At 69.3% G+C, this 19,046-nt stretch carries 20 protein-coding genes; 7 read left to right on the plus strand and 13 right to left on the minus strand.

What is annotated here, in order from left to right; genetic code table 11:
- Position 1 precedes the first annotated feature (1 nt).
- Positions 2-925 carry a LysR family transcriptional regulator gene (locus ABE85_RS19000; protein ID WP_067278154.1) on the minus strand — a complete coding sequence of 308 codons (924 nt, stop codon included), beginning with the start codon at positions 923-925 and terminating at the stop codon, positions 2-4.
- A 159-nt stretch (positions 926-1,084) separates the two neighbouring features.
- On the opposite strand from ABE85_RS19000, the gene ABE85_RS19005 reads away from it, so the two are divergent.
- Complete coding sequence (locus ABE85_RS19005; RefSeq protein WP_067278158.1) at positions 1,085-1,492, plus strand: polyketide cyclase; 408 nt, start codon at positions 1,085-1,087, stop codon at positions 1,490-1,492.
- Here ABE85_RS19005 and ABE85_RS19010 read toward each other — a convergent pair.
- A complete protein-coding gene (locus tag ABE85_RS19010; RefSeq protein WP_082938750.1) occupies positions 1,461-2,834 on the minus strand; it encodes a type I restriction enzyme HsdR N-terminal domain-containing protein in 1,374 nt (457 codons plus the stop codon). The two genes, ABE85_RS19005 and ABE85_RS19010, sit on opposite strands and share 32 nt — an antisense overlap.
- A gap of 20 nt (positions 2,835-2,854) precedes the next feature.
- Between ABE85_RS19010 and ABE85_RS19015 the strand changes: the two genes are divergently transcribed.
- Together ABE85_RS19015 and ABE85_RS19020 are read left to right on the plus strand one after the other, a co-directional pair.
- Positions 2,855-3,367, plus strand: coding sequence for a DUF6265 family protein (locus ABE85_RS19015; RefSeq protein ID WP_082938751.1), 513 nt, complete (start codon positions 2,855-2,857; stop codon positions 3,365-3,367).
- 20 nt (positions 3,368-3,387) lie between these two features.
- Complete coding sequence (locus ABE85_RS19020) at positions 3,388-3,783, plus strand: GFA family protein (RefSeq protein ID WP_067278165.1); 396 nt, start codon at positions 3,388-3,390, stop codon at positions 3,781-3,783.
- 7 nt (positions 3,784-3,790) lie between these two features.
- On the opposite strand, the gene ABE85_RS19025 is transcribed toward ABE85_RS19020, so the two are convergent.
- The 3 genes from ABE85_RS19025 to ABE85_RS19035 all read right to left on the minus strand — a co-directional run bounded on the left by ABE85_RS19025 (position 3,791) and on the right by ABE85_RS19035 (position 6,703).
- Positions 3,791-4,717: a PhzF family phenazine biosynthesis protein gene (locus ABE85_RS19025; protein ID WP_231993133.1), complete on the minus strand. Its 927-nt coding sequence runs from the start codon at positions 4,715-4,717 to the stop codon at positions 3,791-3,793.
- Positions 4,714-5,679, minus strand: a complete 966-nt coding sequence (locus ABE85_RS19030) for a tripartite tricarboxylate transporter substrate binding protein (RefSeq protein WP_067278169.1) — start codon at positions 5,677-5,679, stop codon at positions 4,714-4,716. Before ABE85_RS19030 ends, ABE85_RS19025 begins: the two co-directional genes overlap by 4 nt.
- Positions 5,680-5,833: 154 nt before the next feature.
- Entirely contained in the window at positions 5,834-6,703 is an 870-nt protein-coding gene (locus ABE85_RS19035) for an AraC family transcriptional regulator (RefSeq protein ID WP_067278173.1), read from the minus strand.
- 227 nt (positions 6,704-6,930) lie between these two features.
- On the opposite strand from ABE85_RS19035, the gene ABE85_RS19040 reads away from it, so the two are divergent.
- From ABE85_RS19040 to ABE85_RS19050, 3 genes are all read left to right on the plus strand, one after another.
- Positions 6,931-7,773 (plus strand): PHB depolymerase family esterase, encoded by an 843-nt coding sequence (locus ABE85_RS19040; RefSeq protein WP_231993134.1) that lies wholly within the window; start codon positions 6,931-6,933, stop codon positions 7,771-7,773.
- Positions 7,774-7,877: 104 nt separating this feature from the next.
- Positions 7,878-9,218 (plus strand): ATP-dependent RNA helicase DbpA, encoded by a 1,341-nt coding sequence (gene dbpA, locus ABE85_RS19045; RefSeq protein ID WP_067283145.1) that lies wholly within the window; start codon positions 7,878-7,880, stop codon positions 9,216-9,218.
- Positions 9,215-10,459, plus strand: coding sequence for a DEAD/DEAH box helicase (locus tag ABE85_RS19050; RefSeq protein WP_067278180.1), 1,245 nt, complete (start codon positions 9,215-9,217; stop codon positions 10,457-10,459). Before dbpA ends, ABE85_RS19050 begins: the two co-directional genes overlap by 4 nt.
- Positions 10,460-10,462: 3 nt before the next feature.
- Here the strand turns inward: ABE85_RS19050 and ABE85_RS19055 are convergent, their stop codons facing one another.
- Positions 10,463-10,678 (minus strand): YjfB family protein, encoded by a 216-nt coding sequence (locus tag ABE85_RS19055; protein WP_067278183.1) that lies wholly within the window; start codon positions 10,676-10,678, stop codon positions 10,463-10,465.
- A 356-nt stretch (positions 10,679-11,034) separates the two neighbouring features.
- Here ABE85_RS19055 and ABE85_RS28805 point away from each other — a divergent pair, with 356 nt between their 5' ends.
- Positions 11,035-12,630 (plus strand): carbohydrate-binding protein, encoded by a 1,596-nt coding sequence (locus ABE85_RS28805; protein ID WP_082938754.1) that lies wholly within the window; start codon positions 11,035-11,037, stop codon positions 12,628-12,630.
- 112 nt (positions 12,631-12,742) lie between these two features.
- On the opposite strand, the gene ABE85_RS19065 is transcribed toward ABE85_RS28805, so the two are convergent.
- The 7 genes from ABE85_RS19065 to ABE85_RS19095 are packed head-to-tail and all read right to left on the minus strand — an operon-like array spanning position 12,743 to position 18,945.
- Positions 12,743-13,459: a hypothetical protein gene (locus ABE85_RS19065; RefSeq protein WP_067278187.1), complete on the minus strand. Its 717-nt coding sequence runs from the start codon at positions 13,457-13,459 to the stop codon at positions 12,743-12,745.
- A gap of 16 nt (positions 13,460-13,475) precedes the next feature.
- Positions 13,476-14,174 (minus strand): hypothetical protein, encoded by a 699-nt coding sequence (locus tag ABE85_RS19070; protein ID WP_067278192.1) that lies wholly within the window; start codon positions 14,172-14,174, stop codon positions 13,476-13,478.
- A gap of 15 nt (positions 14,175-14,189) precedes the next feature.
- On the minus strand, positions 14,190-15,200 hold the full coding sequence (locus tag ABE85_RS19075) for a PAAR-like domain-containing protein (RefSeq protein WP_067278194.1): 1,011 nt from the start codon (positions 15,198-15,200) through the stop codon (positions 14,190-14,192).
- Positions 15,201-16,232 (minus strand): beta-ketoacyl synthase N-terminal-like domain-containing protein, encoded by a 1,032-nt coding sequence (locus ABE85_RS19080; RefSeq protein WP_067278198.1) that lies wholly within the window; start codon positions 16,230-16,232, stop codon positions 15,201-15,203.
- A complete protein-coding gene (locus tag ABE85_RS19085; RefSeq protein WP_067278201.1) occupies positions 16,229-17,335 on the minus strand; it encodes a DUF2169 domain-containing protein in 1,107 nt (368 codons plus the stop codon). Before ABE85_RS19085 ends, ABE85_RS19080 begins: the two co-directional genes overlap by 4 nt.
- Positions 17,326-18,618 carry a TIGR02270 family protein gene (locus ABE85_RS19090; RefSeq protein ID WP_082938756.1) on the minus strand — a complete coding sequence of 431 codons (1,293 nt, stop codon included), beginning with the start codon at positions 18,616-18,618 and terminating at the stop codon, positions 17,326-17,328. The genes ABE85_RS19085 and ABE85_RS19090 overlap by 10 nt, the downstream gene beginning before the upstream one ends.
- Positions 18,619-18,642: 24 nt before the next feature.
- Positions 18,643-18,945, minus strand: a complete 303-nt coding sequence (locus tag ABE85_RS19095) for a hypothetical protein (protein WP_157522632.1) — start codon at positions 18,943-18,945, stop codon at positions 18,643-18,645.
- Positions 18,946-19,046: the final 101 nt, after the last annotated feature.

Consider the following 19,046-nt stretch of genomic DNA (forward strand, 5'->3'; position numbering starts at 1 on the left):
ATCAGGTCCGCCCCGTCGCCATCGGGGCGTGGCGGGCCATCAGTTCCTCGATCCAGTCCATGAACACACGCAGCTTCGCGCTGACGTGGCGGTTGGGTGGATAGGCGAGGTACATCGGCATCGGATCCATCGCCCAGTCCGTGAGCAACGGGACGAGTTCGCCGCGCGCCGCGTGCGGATCGGCCATGTAGCGCGGCAGCCAGAGCACGCCCATCCCGGCCAGCCCCGCCGCGAGATAGGCGTTGCCGTCGTCGGCGGCCACGACGTAGCGGCCGCGCACCTCGACGGCCTCGTCGCCGCGCCGCATCTCGATCGACATCACCGTGCCCTTGCTGGCGCGCAGGAAGCCGACGATGCGGTGATGAGCGTCCTCGATCTCGCGCGGATGCGCGGGCGTTCCCGCGACCGCCAGATAGCCCGGCGACGCGAAGACGCCCAGCTGCAGATCCCCGACCCGCCGCGCGATCAGCGACGGGACCGTGACCTCGCCGCCGCGCAGCACGGCATCGACGTTGTCGCCGATCACGTCGACGATGCGGTCGCTGACGCCCATGTCGAGCTGGATCTCCGGATGTCGCGCGTGGAAGTCCGGCAGCGCCGGCATCAGCACCATGCGCGCGAACGGGCTCGGCACGTCGACGCGCAGCCGACCGCGCGGCGTGCTGGTCGCGTCCGACAGCGCGGTGTCCGCGTCATCGAGCTCGGCGAGCACGCGCACGACGCGCTCGTAGTACGCGGCGCCGTCGGGCGTCACGCGGACCTGTCGCGTCGTCCGATGCAGCAGCTTCACGCGCAGCCGCGCCTCCAGCTGCTGCACCAGCTGCGTCACCGTGGTCTTGCTCATGTGCAGCGTCTGGGCCGCCTTGGTGAAGCTGCCCGCCTCCACCACGCGGGCGAAGGCTTGCAGCGCGTCGAATCGGTCCATGTCGCCGGATGGGTTGGAATTGCCGGACAGTCATTGTGCGGCTTGCCGGAAGCGGGCCGATAGCGGGCCAGCATCCGGCTGGAGGGGGTGGCACTCGCCTTGCTCCCTTCGAAGGACACCATCAGCCGCCGGCTGACCCGCCCTCGAAAGGAGACTGCCATGACCACCCATTCCGCCCGCGTGATCTCCGAGACGATCGACGTCGATGCCGACGCGGTCTACGACTTCGCCTGTGCGCCTGAGCGGCTGCCGCTGTGGGCCTCGGGGCTCGCCACCGGCATCACGCAGGAGGCCGACGGCTGGTTCGCCGAGTCGCCGATGGGCCGCATCCGCGTGGACCTGGCGCCGCGCAACGCGTTCCGCGTGCTCGACCACGACGTCACGCTGCCCGACGGCCAGCGCTTCCACAACGCGATGCGCGTCACGCCGTCGGGCACCGGCTGCGTGGTGGCCTTCGTGCTCCTGCGCATGCCGGACGTGACCGACGAAGCGTTCGAGAACGACGCCGCGCATGTGGCGAGAGATCTGGGGACGCTCAAGGCGTTGGTGGAAAAGCAGAAGACTTGACGCGAGACCTGTTCGTCGACGTCGGTGCGTCCAGCACACCCTCCAGATATCGGCCGTAGTTCGTCTGGAGGTGCTCCAGCGAGGCGCCCTTGTCGACCTGATACGCGAGCTTCTCCTGGAAGAACTGAAGCCGCGCCCTGTTCTCGTCGATCATCTGCGCCCACGTCTTCAGGAACACAGAGACGTTGTCGTTCCTCATGATCTCGCCGTCGTCCCTGGCAAGACGGAACTTCGCGAAGGTGCCCAGCTCATCGCCGATCGCCCAGAACTGCCACTGCACGTCCACATTCCGGAAGCGTTCATCGGCCATCACGGAGGCGGCATAACGCTCGATCTGGGAGACCTCGTCGGCATCGATCTTCACGCGAGGCGCCTTCAGTTCGACGACCAGATGCGACAGGCTGTTGGCCCGATGCCGGCGGGACGCCTTCGACAGCATGAGGTCCACGATGCCCCGTTCCTGCGACACGTGCCTGACGGGCGTGTCGATCACGATGTCCTCGTCGAGCAGCTTCTTGTGCTTGCGCAGCACCTCCGTCAAGGATTGGTCATCGACCGACAAGGTGAACTGATCGCCGAACAGCCAAGTGTTCTGCGCCACCAAGCGATGGAGTTGGCTGCGTTCCTTCAGGCGCTTGCGCGGTTCGGGATCGAACAGAATTGCCTCCAGTCCTTTGAGAAACAGCAGCCGATCCGCGACGACGCGCGCGGAGTTGATGATCGCGGACAGGGACACGTCACGTAGAAGTTCGGCCAACTCGTCCTGCGTGTGTTTCGGCAGCCCGATCACTTCGGAGAGGATCCGCTGCAATTCATCCGGGCTCTTCTCGACGGCGTGCCGCAGCATGCGTAGCTGGAAGGCCTTGCTGGGCGACTTGGCGTCGTCGAAGTCCGGCAGATAACGTGCGACGTTGGCCGCGACGATATCGAACACCTGGCGCTCGACGACTTCCACTGGATTGCGCGGATCATCCTTGAATGGATAGACGTGCGCGGCCTTCCATCCATCGACATAGCTCCGCGCGTTCTCCGCCGCGCGTCGGCGGGACTTGTGTCCGGAGAATTTACTCTGGAAGTCGGACGAGAGTCCGATGGGGTACTGCTGTTTCGCCAAGGTCATCACCTCGCAAGGCCGCTGGATTGACGAACAGTCTAGGAGCGTCCAAGTCCCCTCGATTTCAGGGGAGATCGAGGGGGTTGCGGGATTGCCACGGCAACTTCTTGCGTAACCGTTGAGCCCTATTGAATTCTGTTGCCGATGTCCGGGCGATGCACTTTCGCGCGGGACGCGAAGAATCCATCCGCTTGGCGTCAACGGGACGCCGGCGGTAGATTCGTGCATCGAGTGCCCGGAGATCCGCCATGCGTCCCACCTTCGCCGCCGTCAAAGGGCTGATCCTTCTGTCGGTGTCTCCGCTCCTCCCCTTCGCCTCATTGCCGGTGCATGCCGAGGACGCCCAGCTTGAACGCCTGGGCTGGCTCGCCGGCTGCTGGGCTTCGGAGAAGGGCGAGCCCGGCTCCGTCGAACACTGGCTGCCGCTGGCCGGCGGCACGATGCTCGGCATCGGCCGCACGGTGAAGAACGGCCGCACCGTCGAGCACGAGTTCCTGCAGATCCGCCTGAACGCCGAAGGCCAGGTCGTCTACGTCGCGTTGCCGTCGCGGCAGAAGGAAGCCACTTTCGTCGCGACCTCGATCGGGGATCGCGCGGTCACCTTCGAGAACCCGGAACACGACTTCCCGCAACGCATCCTCTACAAGGCCGTCGGCGAGACCGGACTCGCCGCGCGCATCGAAGGACAACGCAACGGCACCACGCGAGGCATCGACTACCCGATGAAGCGCGTGGCGTGCGAGCCGGTCAGGACGCCATGAGTCGCCAGGAGGAGCCCCTCATGGACCGCTTCACCGGCGGCTGTCTCTGCGGCGATGTCCGCCTCGTCGCGACCGGCCGGCCCTACCGCGTCGGCCTCTGCCATTGCCTCGACTGCCGCAAGCATCACGGCGCGCTCTTTCACGCCTCCGCGATCTTTGCGCAGGACGCCGTCACCCTCTGGGGTGAGACCCACGAGTTCCGCGGCCGGCACTTCTGTCCCCGCTGCGGATCGTCCGTGTTCTCCCGGACCGGCGACGAGGTCGAGGTGCACCTCGGCGCGCTCGACGCGCCGGACCAGCTGATGCCGACCTATGAGCTCTGGACCGTCCGGCGCGAGGCCTGGCTGCCGCCCTTCCCGCTCAGCCGGCACTACGACCGCGACCGCGAGTCGGAAGGTCGATCGGACGAGCCCTGACCGGGACTCATGCGACGGCGTCGGGCACCACGCGACCGCCGAGTAAGCACCCCAGCACATCGCCGTCCGGCGCGCGATGGAATCGCACCCGGATCTCGGAGCCCTGCCCCATGGCGCGACCTTGAAGGATGAGGACCTCCGCATCGTCCACCGGCACGAGGCCGAGTGCCTTGAGCCCGAACAGCAACGCCGCCGCGGCGATGCCGGTGGCCGCGTCCTCCGGATAGCCCGAAGACTTCGGGAACTGCCGCGCATGGAAGCGGCGATCCGCCAGCGACTCGACGGCAAACGGGTAGAGCCCCGTCGAGCCGATCTCCTCGCACAGGGCCTCCATGCGGGAGAAGTCCGGCTGCAAGCCATCCAGAGCGGCCACTGAGCGCAGCGCCACGAGCGTCTTCACGCGACTGGTCGCCGCGTTCAGCACCGGATGCGGCAGCAGGTCGTCCGCGGAGACACGCAGCACGTCGGCGATCCGGCGCAACACGGCGGGATCGGTGATGGCTTCGACGCGTCCCACGGGCTGCGTGATCTCGATCCTCTCAGACGGCGATCCCATGTCGCGCACGAAGCCTTCCACCACGCCGCTGAGCGTCAGGATCCGCACGTGCGATGCGTTCCAGAGCCTCGCCTCCCGCAGGCACCACAGCGCCCCGACGGTCGCGTGGCCGCACATCTCCATCTCGTGGCGAGGCACGAAGAAGCGGAACCGGAAGTCGGCATTGGCGTCCGACTCCGCCGGCAACACGAAGCCGCTCTCGTGACCGGCCTCGGCGGCGACGGCGCGCATCTGTGCATCGCTCATGCCCTCGGCATCGAGCACGATAGGTGCCGGGTTGCCGCCGCTGCCATCCGCGGCGGCGAAGACCCGCACCCGGCGCGCCATGCCGCGCGCCACGCCTTCCGTCAACGACGGAAAATCCCTGCGCGCGCTCATTCCATCACCACGCCGGAGCTCTTCACGACGTTCGCCCAGTACGGCACCTGCTGGTTCAGCGTGGCGGCGAACTGTGCGGGCGTTCCCTCGGCGGGCGCCACGCCGCTGCTCAGGAGCGCGGCCACGGTGGCGCGGTTGGCGAGCACCTTGCGCAAGGCCTCGGAGAGCTTCTGCACCACCGCCGTCTGCGTGCCTGCCGGCGCCACGAGTCCGTACCAGAGCTGCGACTCGAAGCCGGCGAGGCCGGCCTCCTTGAAGGTCGGCACCTCCGGCAGCAGCGCGCTGCGCTGCGTCTGCGCGAGCGCCTTGATCCTTCCGCCGCGGATCTGCTGCACCAGCGTGGCCGGGTTGTCGAAGAGCAGATCGACCTGCCCGCCCATGAGCTCGGTCTGCGCGGGCGAGGCGCCCTTGTAGGGGATGTGGATGAGGTCGGTCCGCGTGGCCTGCTTGAACTGCTCGCCGATGAGATGGGAGAGCGAGCCCTGCCCGACCGAGGCGAAGGTCAGCTTGCCCGGTGCGCCCTTGGCATCGCGGATCAGTTCCGCGAGCGTTTTCGCGGGCAAGGTCGGACGCGCCACCAGCACGTACGGCGAGAAGCCGATCAGGCCGATGGGCGCGAAGCTGCGCAAGGGGTCGTAGCGCGCGCCCTTCACCACGGCGAGGGCGACCGCATGCGTGCTCGTCGTGGCCACGCCCAGCGTGTAGCCGTCGGGCGCGGCATGCGCGACGGCGGCGGAGCCGATCGTGCCGGCGGCGCCGGCCTTGTTGTCGATCAGCACCGTCTGGTGCAGCTCCTGCGACAGCGCCGGTGCGAGGCTGCGAATGAGGGCGTCCGTGCCGCCGCCGGCCGGGAACGGCACGACGATGGTGATCGGGCGGCTGGGGTAGGCCTCGGCGAGCGCCGAGGCCACCGGGGCGCACACGGCGGCCACGCCAAGCAGGAGGAAGAGGGAGCGCTTCATGACCAGTCCTTGAACGAGAGCGACAGGCATGAAGCATCGCGATCCCGCCACGGATGCGCGCCTCCGTTCGGGCCAAACGACTAGAACGATCGGGCCATCGCGATCGTCATGCTTCGTGCCGGCGGAACGTTCCGGGGCTCAGCGCCTCTTCGACTCAACGCCGGGACGGCGGACGACCGAACTTCGCCCGATACAGGCGGGCGAAGTAGGACGGCGTCTCGAACCCGACCAGCAGCGCCGCGTCCATCACGCTGGTCCGCGGGTCCTGCAGCAGCAGCTGTGCGCGTTCCAGGCGCTTGCCGTTGAGGAACTCGATCATGCTGTGACCGGTGCGCTCGCGGAACAGCCGCGTGAAGTGCCGGCGCGAGAGCAGGAACTGCGCGGCCACATCGTCCACCGTGAGCTGCTCCGCCATGTGCGCCTCGAGGTAGGCGACGATCTCGTAGATCAGCAACGCGTCCCGCCCGCGGTGCGCCGGCAGCGCGTTGGCCGTCGTCAAGGCGGTCGTGATGCACTCTGCCGCGATGAGCCGCTCGGTCGCCTGCATCCGGGGCGAATCGCGATGCGCGCCGTCGACGCCGGCCAGCTCCTCGCGCAGCCGCAGCATCTGCACGAGCGAGGGGCTCATGCGCCAGACACCGCACGCGGGCGGTGCGGGAGGCGCCGTGGTGGTGCCCTCGGGCTCGCCGACGCCGGCGACGCCATCGACGCCGACAAGGCCGACAAGGCGCTTGGCGCAGTCCTCGACGAACGCCCGATCGACGTACAGCGCCAGGTGTTGCTGCTGCGGCCGGGTCGCCGCCGTCGCGTGCTCCACGCCCGGCGCCACCAGCGCCATGCAGGCGGCGTTGATGCGGAAGGCGCTCTGCTCCTCGCGCACACGCACCACCATGCCGCCTGATCGCGGCATCAGCACCATGTACTCGTCGTGCGCATGGAACTCGGTCTCGTAGGACGGCGTGCGGCTGTCGACGATCCGGGCGGTGACCTTGGGCGCCAGGTGCCGGCGATGGGTGTGGAACATGGCCCGGCATTCTGTCCTTCGCACGGCCCCCTGCCCAGGCGGGCATCGCCAACAGGCATCACGAACAGGCATCGCCAACAGGTATCGCAAACATTCATGAAGCCGGACGGGGATCCGTGCTTCAATCAAGGACTGCCACTCGCGCTCCCGGCCCCCGAATGCTCATCGACCTGCCGCTCGAACCTGAGAGCGGAACGCTCGCAGAACAGTTTCTCCGCAGCACTTCCGTGCAAGGCCGCGCCTCCATCGATTACCAGCTCTACGTCCCCCCGGACGCCAGCGACGAACCGCGTCCGCTGCTGCTGATGCTGCACGGTTGCGGACAGGACCCCGACGACTTTGCCGTCGGCACCCGCATGAACGAGATGGCGCGTCGCGACGGCTGGCTGGTGCTCTACCCGGCGCAGTCGACGCAGGCCAATCCGCAGGGTTGCTGGAACTGGTTCAAGACCAACCACCAGGAACGCGGGCGCGGCGAGCCCGCGCTGATCGCCGCGCTGACGCGCGAGGTCATGGCCAGCCACAACGTCGACGCGAACCGCGTGTACGTCGCGGGTCTCTCGGCCGGCGGCGCGATGGCGGCCATCCTCGGGCGCGCCTATCCGGAGCTCTTCGCCGCGGTGGGCGTGCACTCGGGACTGCCGCACGGCGCCGTCGAGGACGCGAACGGTGCGATGGCGATGATGCGCGGCGGCCAGGACACGCGTCCGCCCGCCGAGGCCGCGCCCTCCGGCAAACCTCACCCCACGCCGACCATCGTCTTCCACGGCACCCGCGACATGACCGTGCACCCGCTCAACGGCGAGCACGTCTACGCGGACGCGACCCTCGGCGTCGAAGGCGCCCATCGCATCGAGAACGGCCGTGAGGGCACGCGGGCCTACACCCGCAAGCGGCATGTCACGCCGCAGGGTCGCGTGCAAGCCGAGCTCTGGCTGATCGAGGGCGGCGGACACGGCTGGTCCGGCGGCGACCGCAACGGCTCCTGCACCGACTGGCTGGGCCCCGATGCCAGCGAGCAGATGCTCTGTTTCTTCATGGCACACCCGCTGGGCGACAATCGTGCATGACCCGCACCGATCCCACCGGCGCCGCTGCCGCGGCACCTGCTGCCTCGCAGCCGCCGGCGGCGCCTAGCGCCACCTCCTTCGACACCCTGCCCCTGCCGCCCGCGATGCGGGCGAATCTGCAGCAGCTGGGCTACCTCTCGATGACGCCCATCCAGGCCGCCAGCCTGCCGCTCGCGCTGGCCGGCAAGGACCTGATCGCGCAGGCGAAGACGGGCAGCGGCAAGACCGCCGCGTTCTCGCTGCCGCTGCTGACCAACCTGAATCCGCGCCGCTTCGCCGTGCAGGCGCTGGTGCTCTGCCCGACGCGCGAGCTCGCCGAACAGGTGACGCAGGAGATCCGCCGCCTGGCGCGCGCCGAGGACAACATCAAGATCCTGACGCTGTGCGGCGGCGCGCCGATCCGCAACCAGCTCGCGAGCCTGTCCCACGGCGCGCACATCGTCGTCGGCACGCCGGGCCGGATCCTGGATCACCTGCAGCGCGAGACGCTGACGCTCGAAGCGCTGAACACGCTGGTGCTCGATGAAGCCGATCGCATGCTGGACATGGGCTTCGCCGACGACATCGCGCAGGTGATCGCGAACTGCCCGAAGACGCGCCAGACGCTGCTGTTCTCCGCCACCTATCCGGACGGCGTGAAGTCCATCGCGACGCGTTTCATGCGCGATCCCCAGGAGGTGACGCTCAAGGAGAAGCACGCCGCCGGCAAGATCCGCCAGCGCTTCTACGAGGTCAAGGAGAGCGAGCGCCTGCATGCCGTGGGCCTGCTGCTCAACCACTTCCGACCGGCCAGCACGCTGGCCTTCTGCAACACCAAGCAGCAGTGCCGCGACCTCGTCGCCGTGCTGCAGGCCGAAGGCATCGTCGCGCTGGAACTGCATGGCGACCTCGACCAGCGCGACCGCGACCAGGTGCTGGTGCAGTTCTCCAACCGCAGCTGCAGCGTGCTGGTGGCGACCGACGTCGCGGCGCGCGGTCTCGACATCGCACAGCTGGAAGCCGTCATCAACGTCGACATCACGCCGGACCCCGAGGTGCACGTGCATCGCGTCGGCCGTACCGGCCGCGCGGACGAAGAGGGCTGGGCGTTCAGCCTCGCCAGCCTCGATGAAATGGGGCGTGTCGGCCGCATCGACCAGATGCAGGGCAGCGTCACGCCGTGGCATCCGCTGACCGAGCTCACCACCGAACCCGGCTCCGAGCCGCTGCATCCACCGATGGTCACGCTGCAGATCCTCGGCGGCCGCAAGGAGAAGATCCGTCCGGGCGACGTGCTGGGCGCGCTGACCAAGGACCTCGGCTTCGAGAGCGCGCAGATCGGCAAGATCAACGTCAACGAGTTCTCGACCTACGTCGCCGTCGAGCGCGGCATCGCCGACCAGGCGCTGCGCAAGCTCAACGCCGGCAAGGTCAAGGGCAAGTCGGTCAAGGTGCGCCTGCTGTGAGCGCGCCTGACAGCTTCGCCGCGCTGGGCCTGTCGTCGCGCCTCGTGCGCGCCGCCGATGAACTCGGCTTCGAGATCCCCACGCCGATCCAGGCGGCCGCGATGCCGCCCATCATCGCGGGTCGCGACCTGCTGGGTTCCGCGGCGACGGGCTCCGGCAAGACGGCGGCCTTCGTCTTCCCGATGCTGCATGGCATCGATGCCCGCGTGCGGCCCGCGCTGCGTCGCACGCAGGCGCTGGTGCTGGTGCCCACGCGCGAGCTCGCCGCGCAGGTCGGCGAGACGGTGATCCAGGTCGGACGTTTCCTCGACGAGCCCTTGAAGGTCTCGGTGCTGTACGGCGGCGTGTCGATCAATCCGCAGATGATGGCGCTGCGCGGCGGCGCGGACATCGTCGTCGCGACGCCGGGCCGGCTGCTGGACATCGTCGAGAAGAACGCGCTGAAGCTCTCCGACGTCGAGTGCCTGGTGCTGGACGAGGCCGATCGCCTGCTCGACGCCGGCTTCGCCGACGAACTGGCGCGGGTGCTGGCGCTGCTGCCGAAGCGTCGGCAGAACCTGCTGTTCTCCGCCACCTTCCCGGCGGCGGTGCAGGCCCTCGCGGACCAGTTGCTGAACGACCCGGTGCGGATCGAGATCACCGGCGAGCCCGCCACGGAAGGCCAGATCGAGGAACACGCGGTCGAGGTCGACGTCGCGAAGCGGACGCCGCTGCTGCGCCACATGATCGAACAGGGCCAGTGGACGCGCGTGCTGGTCTTCGTCGCGACGCGCTACGCCTGCGACCACGTCGCGGACAAGCTGCGCCGCGGCGGCCTCGAAGCCGCGGCCTTCCACGGCGATGAGAGCCAGGGCGCACGCACGCGCACGCTGGCGGACTTCAAGGCGGGACGGATCCAGGTGCTTGTCGCGACCGACCTGGGAGCGCGCGGCATCGACATCGCGCGGCTGCCGGTGGTGGTGAACTACGACCTGCCGCGCGCCGCGGACGACTACACGCACCGCATCGGCCGCACGGCGCGCGCCGGCGCGAGCGGCCTCGCGGTGAGCTTCATCAGCGCGGCCACGGAGTCGCACTTCCGCCTGATCGAGAAGCGTCAGGGACGTCGCGTCGAACGCGAAAGGATCGCCGGCTTCGAGCCGACCGAAGTGGCTTCACCTGAAGCCGCGACCGGCGGCATCAAGGGCAGGCGCCCGAGCAAGAAGGACAAGCTGCGCGCGGCTGCCGCAGCGGGAAAGTGACGCTCAGGCGTAGGTGTTGACGTTGCGCCCGAGGCTGCCCTCGGTGGCCAGGGCGGGCGCCTGCGGCAGGGACGCGAGCAACGCGGCCGCGCCGGATTCCTGCACGTCCATGGCCTTGCGCAGCACCAGCATGCTGGCGGCATTGCCGACCGTGCCCGGCGTGCTGTTGGAGGCGCTGCTGACGGCGGCGGCGACGCTGGAGGAGTTGGCGATGTTCATGACTTCAATATCGGCGATCCCCGCGCAAGGTTGAGCACGGATCTCGTGAAACCACGGGGCTGATGGGGTGAGGCAAGTCCGCCGCCTCGCCGATTTGTGACGAGGCCCGTCCAGGGCCCCGCTTCCAGGCGCCTGACCACACGCCTTGTCACCAGGATCCGGGTTTACCCGCTGCGCCAGTTCGTTCGGATTTCGGAAAGTGGTATCCAAGCGGTGGCATCAAAGCGGGATTTTTCAAATACCAGTGCAGATCCACCGTCGACGCAATCCGTCGGCTGACCCCGGAGCTCCGGGGTCTCCGGCGGCTTTGGTGCGGGTTCGGGACCCGCTTCGGTCTCAACCTTGGATCCACTGCCATGACCGTCTCCGTCCGACGCCCTTCCTCCGGCACGTCCGCCCCGCTGCGACTGATCGTCGCACTCGGCGCCGCCGCCCTCACCTTCCAGGCGGTCGCGCAGACCGCCGCAGCCTGGAAGCCCGACGTCTACTACACGGCCGGCACGGTCGTGAGCTACAACGGCCAGCTCTACCGGGCCACGGTCAACCAGACCGACTACGCCAGCACCGGCTGGAACCCGACCAACGCCTCGCTGTGGACGCTGGTCGGTCCCGCGAGCGGCCCGGCGCCCTCGCCCGCCCCGTCGCCGGCTCCCACGCCGAGCCCGGCACCGAGTCCCGCACCAGCGCCCACACCCGCGCCGGCGCCAGCCCCTGCCCCGCAAGGCGCATGGAACGCAGCCACCGCCTACTCGGGCGGTGCGATCGTCAGCTACCAGGGCGTGATCTACCGCGCCAACTGGTGGACGCAAGGTGACAACCCCGCCGCGCAAAGCGGCCCCGTCGGTTCCGGCAAGCCGTGGACGGTCTATGGCGGCTCGACGCCACCCGCCCCGTCGCCGGCGCCCACGCCGTCGCCCGCTCCTTCGCCCGGACCGGCTCCCGCACCGGGCCCCGCGCCCACGCCCGCCCCGTCGCCCGGCCCGGCGCCGGCGCCCGGCAAGCACCAGTTGATCGGCTACTGGCACAACTTCACCAACCCGGCCGGCCCGACCTTCCCGATCAGCGAGGTCTCCGCCGACTACGACGTGATCGTCGTCGCCTTCGCGGACGACGCGGGCAACGGCAGCATCGCCTTCAACCTCGACCCGAGCGCCGGCGGCGAGGCCCGCTTCATCGCGGACGTCGCGGCCGCGCGGTCCAAGGGCAAGAAGGTCGTGCTGTCCTTCGGCGGCCAGAACGGCACCGTGACGCTCAACAACGCGACGCAGGTGACCAACTTCGTCAACAGCGTCGAGGCCATCATGAAGCGCTTCGGCTTCGACGGCATCGACATCGATCTGGAGAGCGGCGCCGGCGTCACCTCGGGCGCCCCGGTGCAGACCAACCTGGTCACCGCCGTGAAGCAGCTCAAGCAGCGCATCGGCAGCGGCTTCTATCTGTCGATGGCGCCGGAGCATCCGTACGTGCAGGGCGGCTTCGTCGCCTACAGCGGCATCTGGGGCGCCTACCTGCCGATCATCGACGGCCTGCGCGACGAGCTGAACGTGCTCCACGTCCAGTACTACAACAACGGCGCCGTCTACACGCCGTACGCGACGCAGGGCCTGGCCGAGGGCAGCGTCGACATGCTGGTCGCCACCAGCCGCATGCTGATCGAGGGCTTCACGACCAACAACAACACCGGGCCGTTCGTGTTCCGCGGACTGCGTCCGGACCAGGTCGCGTTCGGCTTGCCGTCGGGCCCGTCATCGGCCAACAGCGGCCAGGCGAGCGTCGCGACGATCACGGCGGCGCTCAACTGCCTGACGAAGCTGTCGCAATGCGGCGCGATCAAGCCGCCGCAGGCCTATCCGACGTTCCGCGGCGTGATGACGTGGTCGATCAACTGGGATCGCCACGATGGGAAGAGCTTCTCGACCGGCGTGAGGTCGTCGCTCAACACGCTGCCTTGAGCGACGTCGGGCGGGAGGCGTAGCCATTCGGCTGCAACGGCGGACTCGGCGGACACGACCACGTGCGCCGCCGATTCAAGTGCGGAGAGACGGGGCTGCGCCCCGTCCTCTTTCAACGCGCGTGCGGCAGTGGCAGCACGACGCCCGCCCGCTCCCGCTCCTCCGGCGTCGACGCATAGGGATGTGGCGCGGCACCGAGGTCGGCGAGCGCCCGTCGGATCAAGTCCTCGCTCATCGACGGGTCGAAGGGCGCGGTCGGGTCGACACACTCGCGCGGCACCAGCGGCTCGACGCTTTGCCAGTCGTAGGCGAAGTCGTCCTCCGCTTCCGGGCTCGCCGGGAACCAGCGCTCAAGCCGGTTCAGCACGGCATCGCGCCAGGCGACGTACGGCGCGTCCGGCGGAACCACCAATTGAGCGAGCGTCGAGAGCCAGGCGGCGTTCTCCGACGGCGAGGCGCCTTCGAAATGCAGCGCGTCGTTGATCAACGCCATCGTCAGGTGCAGAGGGCCTCGCACCGGACCGCTCCACTCGCGGTCGACGAACTCCACGTAAGGGCAGCAGGCGAAATGGACCGTGCCCAGCCAGGCGGCTTCGAGGTACTGCTTCGGCCGGGGGTCGGGATCGAGCGCCTCCAGTGTGAAGACGATCCATTCCCCGATCGCCACACCCATCGCGAGCTGCGCCCGCCGCGTCAGCGGCTGCAGACGGGCGGCAAGCGCCGCGTCGCCCGGTTCGTAGGCCTGCTTGACGTTCCAGTCGTCCCAGGGCCAGGGCAGGCGGGATCCCGTGGCGATCGGGTGGATGTAGTGGGGCCGGAGCAGCGCCATCGCGGGACCCCGGTCCTCAGGAGATCCGGTAAGGCGTGCCGCTGAACCCTTCCGACAGCATGTCCTCGGGACTGCGCAGGTAGGGGTTGTCCGCCGGCGCGAGTCCGGCGAGCAGGTCGGCGAAGCGCTGCGGCGCGCTGTCCTTCTGGAACTCGACGTCCGGATCGAGGGCCTCGCGCGGGACCGGCTCGCCCAGCTGCCCTTCCTCCTCCGGATAGAGGGCCGTCAGGCGCTTGACCACCGCCTTCAGCCAGGCGTCGAACGGGCCCTTCTCCGGCAGCACGTGACGCGCCAGGAAGTACAGGTACACGGCACGCGAGGTCACGGTGGGACCGGACTCGCCCTTGTAGCCGCGCAGGACGTTCGCGAGGATGTCCTTCGACGCGCGCAGCACGCCGTTGACCGGGCCCTTGCGGTCCTCGTGCTCGGACTGCGTCGGCGTGCGTCCGTAGCGGACATCCAGGTTGGACGCCCAGGCCGCCTCGATCATCCGCAGCGGCGCGTCGAAGTCGGTCTCCGGCCGCAGTCGCCAGAAGATCCATTCGGCGATGGCCGTCGCCACGGCGAGCCGCGCGCGCACGCTCATCGCATTGAGCTGCCCGGCCAGCTTGTCGTTCTCGCGCGTGAAGTCCGCGGCGCCGCGCCAGGCGTAGCCGACCGGCTTGTGCTGCACGTCGGCGCGCTGGACATGGGAAGGGATGGAAAGTGTCGACATGGAATTCCCGTCAGTTCAATAGCTTCCGCTGAGGTCGTTGTCGCACGGAGGCTGCTCCACCTTCGTGCACAGGACGATGTTCAATCCGCAGGCCGCCGCCGCGCACAGCACCCGGTGGCAATGGCCGCAAGGCACGTCCTGGACGCCCGCCTGCGAGTTCCAGTTGATCGACAGCGTCAAGGTGCCGCCGTTGACGCTGCCGGCCTGCAGCAGGCTCTCGACGATCCGCGGTTCGGTATGGCTGGTGTGGGGGTTGCGGATGTTGATGTCGTTGACGTACTCGAACTGGCGGTCGATCACCGCCTCGTCGCACAGGTTCGTCTCGGCCGCCTGCTTGGCCTTGCGCGGCTGGCCCTTCTGGTTGGTGATCGTGGTGTCGCGATCATAGGGAAGGCCGGGGCAGTAGCTCGGATCGTTGATGCCGGACAGCTTGCGGCTGCAGGACCAGACCGTGCGGGCATTGCCGGTGGGCGGCTGGTAGTTGCCGTGCGTGATCGTCGAGGCCTCCGACGAATGGCCGAGCGAGCTGCGCTTGGCGTCGTTCTTGCTCTGAAGGTCCTTGCACTCGTCGGTGGTCGGCGCCATCACCGAGATCGTGCCGGCCTTCACCGTCATCGATCCGGAGTTCTGCGGATCCGAGGCATGGTTGTGGGTCGTCAGGTCGAGGTGGCGCGTGAGGTTCTGGTTCTCGGCCTTCACGTCGAAGGACCACGCCGCGTGCTTGGTCGCGCCCTGGATCGTGTGGGTCACCACCCCCATGCCCTGCGCCTTCGTCGCGGCCTCGTCGCCGGTGCTCTTCTTGAAGGTCGACTTGTTCTTCTGGCCGACCTGCTTGCCGCCGATGTAGACGCCGCGCGTGCCCTCGTCCGTGTCGGCGTCGCTCGAGAAGTTGGGATACGGGATCGGGATCGGCCCCGCGGGCGGCGGAGGCGGCGTCAGGCAGACGTCCGGCATCGCGGCGTTGGACATGTTGCCGTCGGCCTTGCCGGAGACTTCCCGCCCGTTGGCGAAGACGTTGCTGCCCATTCACGCACCTCCTTCGTAGCGCGCCACGTAGGCGCCGCGTTCGCCGCTGTCCGTGCCCGCATGGCCCAGGCACTGGGGGCCGGGCGCCGCATCGCGGGCGCTGGCCCACCACTGGTGACCCAGCATGCAGGGCACGATCGCCGCGCCCACCTCGCCGATCCATTCGCCGGGATGCCAGACGTCGAAGAGCTCGCTGTGCCGGCGACGCATCACCCGACCGATGGCCAGCGCGGCTTCCTTGAACTTGTAATGCTCGCCGTTGAGGTCGGTGGTGCGGTACTGCGTGGCGTAGATGTCCGTCCCCGCACGCGCCAGCGCGCCTTCGATCGCCTTCTGAAGGCCGCGGCCGGTCAGCGGCTCGTCCGATTCGATGGTCCCGGACTCGCGGTCCGTGGCCCATCCGGTGATGCGCAGGTGCGGCCCGCGCGGCGCCTCGCGCGACAGCAGCACGGCCCCCGCGGCTTCCCCGGGGATGAAGCCGTTGGCGTTGGAGGGCGTGAGCACGCGACGATGCCCCATGAAGGCCTCGACGACCTCCTGGTGCAGGAAGCTGTCGACGCCCGCGACGATGCAGCGGCTGGCGAGCCCCCGCTCGAGGATCGCATCGGCCAGGTCGAAGGCGGCGATGCCCGAGACCTGCCCGAGGGGTACCAGGCGCGACTGGGGATGTCGGGCGAAGGCCAGTTCCTCGTGCACGTGGTCCAGCAACGCATCGTCCAGAGGCGCCAGCGGGCAGCGGCGGGAGGGCTCGGCGCATCCCAGCAGGATCGGGATCGTCGATCCGTCCTCGATGCCGCCCCGGTCCAGGCAGTCCTGGATGGCCGCCGCCGCGAGCGTCGCGAGCTTGCCCACGCCATGCCACCACTGCCGCAACGGCACGCGGCAGCAGGCGATGAACTCGCCGGATTCGGCGTCCCACAGCATGCCCTGGGCCGCGCCCGAGAGGCCTGCCAGCATCGCGGCGCCGGACGCCCCGGCGTTGAAGCCCAGCGCGGTGCACATGCCGTGCGCGGTCATCACGAGCGGCTTCATCGGATCTTCTTTCCGCCCGCGCGGGAACGCACCAGGTCGGCCAGCGACCGGTAGTGCGGCTTGCCGTTGCGCTGCGGCCGGGAGCGGATCGCGCTCGTGGTGTCCAGCACCAGGCCCTTCAGGTCGAAGACGCTGCGCGTCATCGGGATGCCGATCCGGCACGCCATCGTCAGGCGCCCGTGATCCGGCTCGATCAACACCGTGTCGACCGGCATCTCGAGGATGCGCTCCCGCCTGGCATGGAAGGTCGCCAGCACCGACAGCGACAGCGCCGGCAGAGGGAAACCGGCCAGGCCGCCCGGTGTCAGGTTCTTGAGCAGGACCGGCTCGCCGCCCCGCGGATAGGGCATCTGCTGGTCGGCGGCGGCCGCCTGGAAGTAGTCGTAGCTGAAGTCTTCCGGCCAGAACGGCGCGCGGGTCGACTGCCACTGGTCGTCGTAGGTCCCCGCGAAAGCGGCGCGCGGCGCGAAACTCCGTCCCACCGCGCCGAACGACATCGGCGCATAGCGGCCGTCCGGCGAAGCGATGGAGCGGTCCATCTCCTCGGTGTTCGGGAACGGCGTGCCGTCGACCAGCGCGGCGGCGGTGCGTCGGTGATAGCCGCGTCCCACGGGGTTGGCGGGATAGCAGGTGACGGGTGCGTCATCGTCGAAATCGTCCACGCCGCCGAAGGCGCAGTCGTAGGAGATCGGCATCACGGAGAACGGCTCGGCCGCGCTCGGCCCCTGCGTGAGCAGTCCCGCCTTCCAGACGCGGTCGCCGCAGACCTTGAAGGCCTTGGCGACCGGTCCCACCCGCAGCCCGACCGGCAGGCTGCGCACCTGCGTTCCGGCCGGCGCGTGGGCGCTGCCGTTGAGCAGCACGTCGCACCGGGGCTTGAAGGTCGCGAAGTCGGTCTCGCGCAGGACGGCGCTCAAGCCGGGCGCCCCGGTGAACTCGTCCGCCTTCACGAGCGGCTGCTGGTCGGCATGCACCTCGACCTGCCCAGTCGACGCGTCGAAGGCGTAGGTCGCCTTCGCCACCACCATCACCACCTCCCGTCCATCGCGGGCGAAGGCCAGCGTCCAGGAAGCCGGAAAACGGGTCTGGTTGATCAGTTGCATGACGGCAGCGCCCGTTGTTGCGACAGGCCGAAGGCGCGGACGTCGAAGAGCGGCGCGTCCTTCGCGTGAAGCGCCCATTCGAATGCCGCGGCGCGACGCTGCCGCTGATAGCCGACCCGCAGCGTCCGCGCGATCGACGCCGGCGCGATCGGCTCGCCGCACAGGTGACGGACGCCGTTGGCCATCGACGACGCCCGATCGCTCCACCAGGTCGCGACCCGCGCCGGATCGGGCATGGCGAGATGGCGGTCGGCGGGGTGGGGAGGGTTGCCCTCCGCCTCTTCCTCCTCGTCAGGCGCTTCGCGCGGCGCTGCGTCGAGGTCGAGGTCCAGGTATTCCAGGTCCGCGCCCGTGATCAGCGAGAAGGCCTCGCCCGCCAGCCGGCCGAGCACGGGATCCGCCATGCGGGCGATGAGCCACGGCACAGCCACCGGATCGCCCAGGATCCCTGCGCCCTGGATCACCAGCCGTTCGGTGCCGGGGTGGGCGCTCAGGCTGGAGAGGAAGTGGCGCCCCTTCGCCAGCTGCACGGCACGCAGCAGCACGGCCATGGCGAGCTCCGCGTCGGGGCCCGCCGCTTCCACGGTGGCCGCCAGGAGCGGCAGGGCGTCCTGCTCGCCCATGAGCGCCAGGCTCCAGGCGATCGGGAAGCGGGCCCGGACCGGCGCGCTCTCGAGGCGCGTCCTCAGCAGCGGCACCGCCTGCCGCAGTCGGCACTCGCCCAGGCCCCGTGCTCCCGCGCTCACGATCTCCGGATCGTCACTGGCCAGGGCGGCCATGAGGGCGCCTTCCGGATCACGACGATGGCAGGTGATCGCGCGCAACGCGACGCGGCGCAGGCGCGGGTTGTCCGCGTCCAGCAGACGCGCCAGGACGGGCGCGAGCGGTTCGGGGGGCAGCCAGGCCAATGCGGCGATCAAGGCGCGTTCGCCGTCTTTGACCGTGAGACCGGCTTCGCAGGCCTGCCGCATCCGATCCGCGCGGCGCGTCGCGAAGGCCAGCAGCGCCGCGGCGAAGACTTCCCCGGCATCGCCGGCGTCCAGGGCCTGTCGACAGGCGGCCCATCCCTCCTCGCCCGCCAACGCCAACCCCTCGCGATTGGCATCGACGCGACCATCCAAGGGCAGCAGATGGTCCAGCCGGTATCGGGGAGAGTCGACGGCCTGGTCGCGCAGCGTCCAGAGGAAGGCGCAGTCGACGGCATGCCGGTCCACCGTGGTCCGGTTGACGAGACGACAGACCTGCCCCGGCGCTTGCGCGGGCAGATGGCGGAGAAGAGCCATGGGAAGAAGGGCGCGGCGAGCTGATCAGTTCAAGTCGATCGAGCCGCCGAGGATGCGGTTGCGTCCTGAGGCCCGGCTCACCAGATCCACGCCGCGGATCTCGACCGTGCCGTCCTCGTGCAAGGTGATGCTCGACTTGCCGCAACGCAGGACCAGCTGGCGACGCGCCTCGACGACGACGCGGTCGCCGTCCACTTCCAGCTCGACCGGAGCCGGCGTCATCGTGGCGAGGCCACGAGGCGTGGCCTCCGCCAGCGCGCCGGGCTCGCCCGTCTCGGGCGCGAACGGCGCCACGGCCAATGCGTCCAGGTGATCTCTGCCACTCATGGTCCACCCCCTTTTGCAGGTTGCTTTTGCTCGAGGCGGGGGAACGGGGCGGCCGAGGCGCGACCCGTCCTGGCGTCGAGAAGACTCGGCACGGTAGGGGA

The sequence above is a fragment of the Mitsuaria sp. 7 genome (assembly GCF_001653795.1).
Classification (GTDB): Bacteria; Pseudomonadota; Gammaproteobacteria; order Burkholderiales; family Burkholderiaceae_C; genus Roseateles.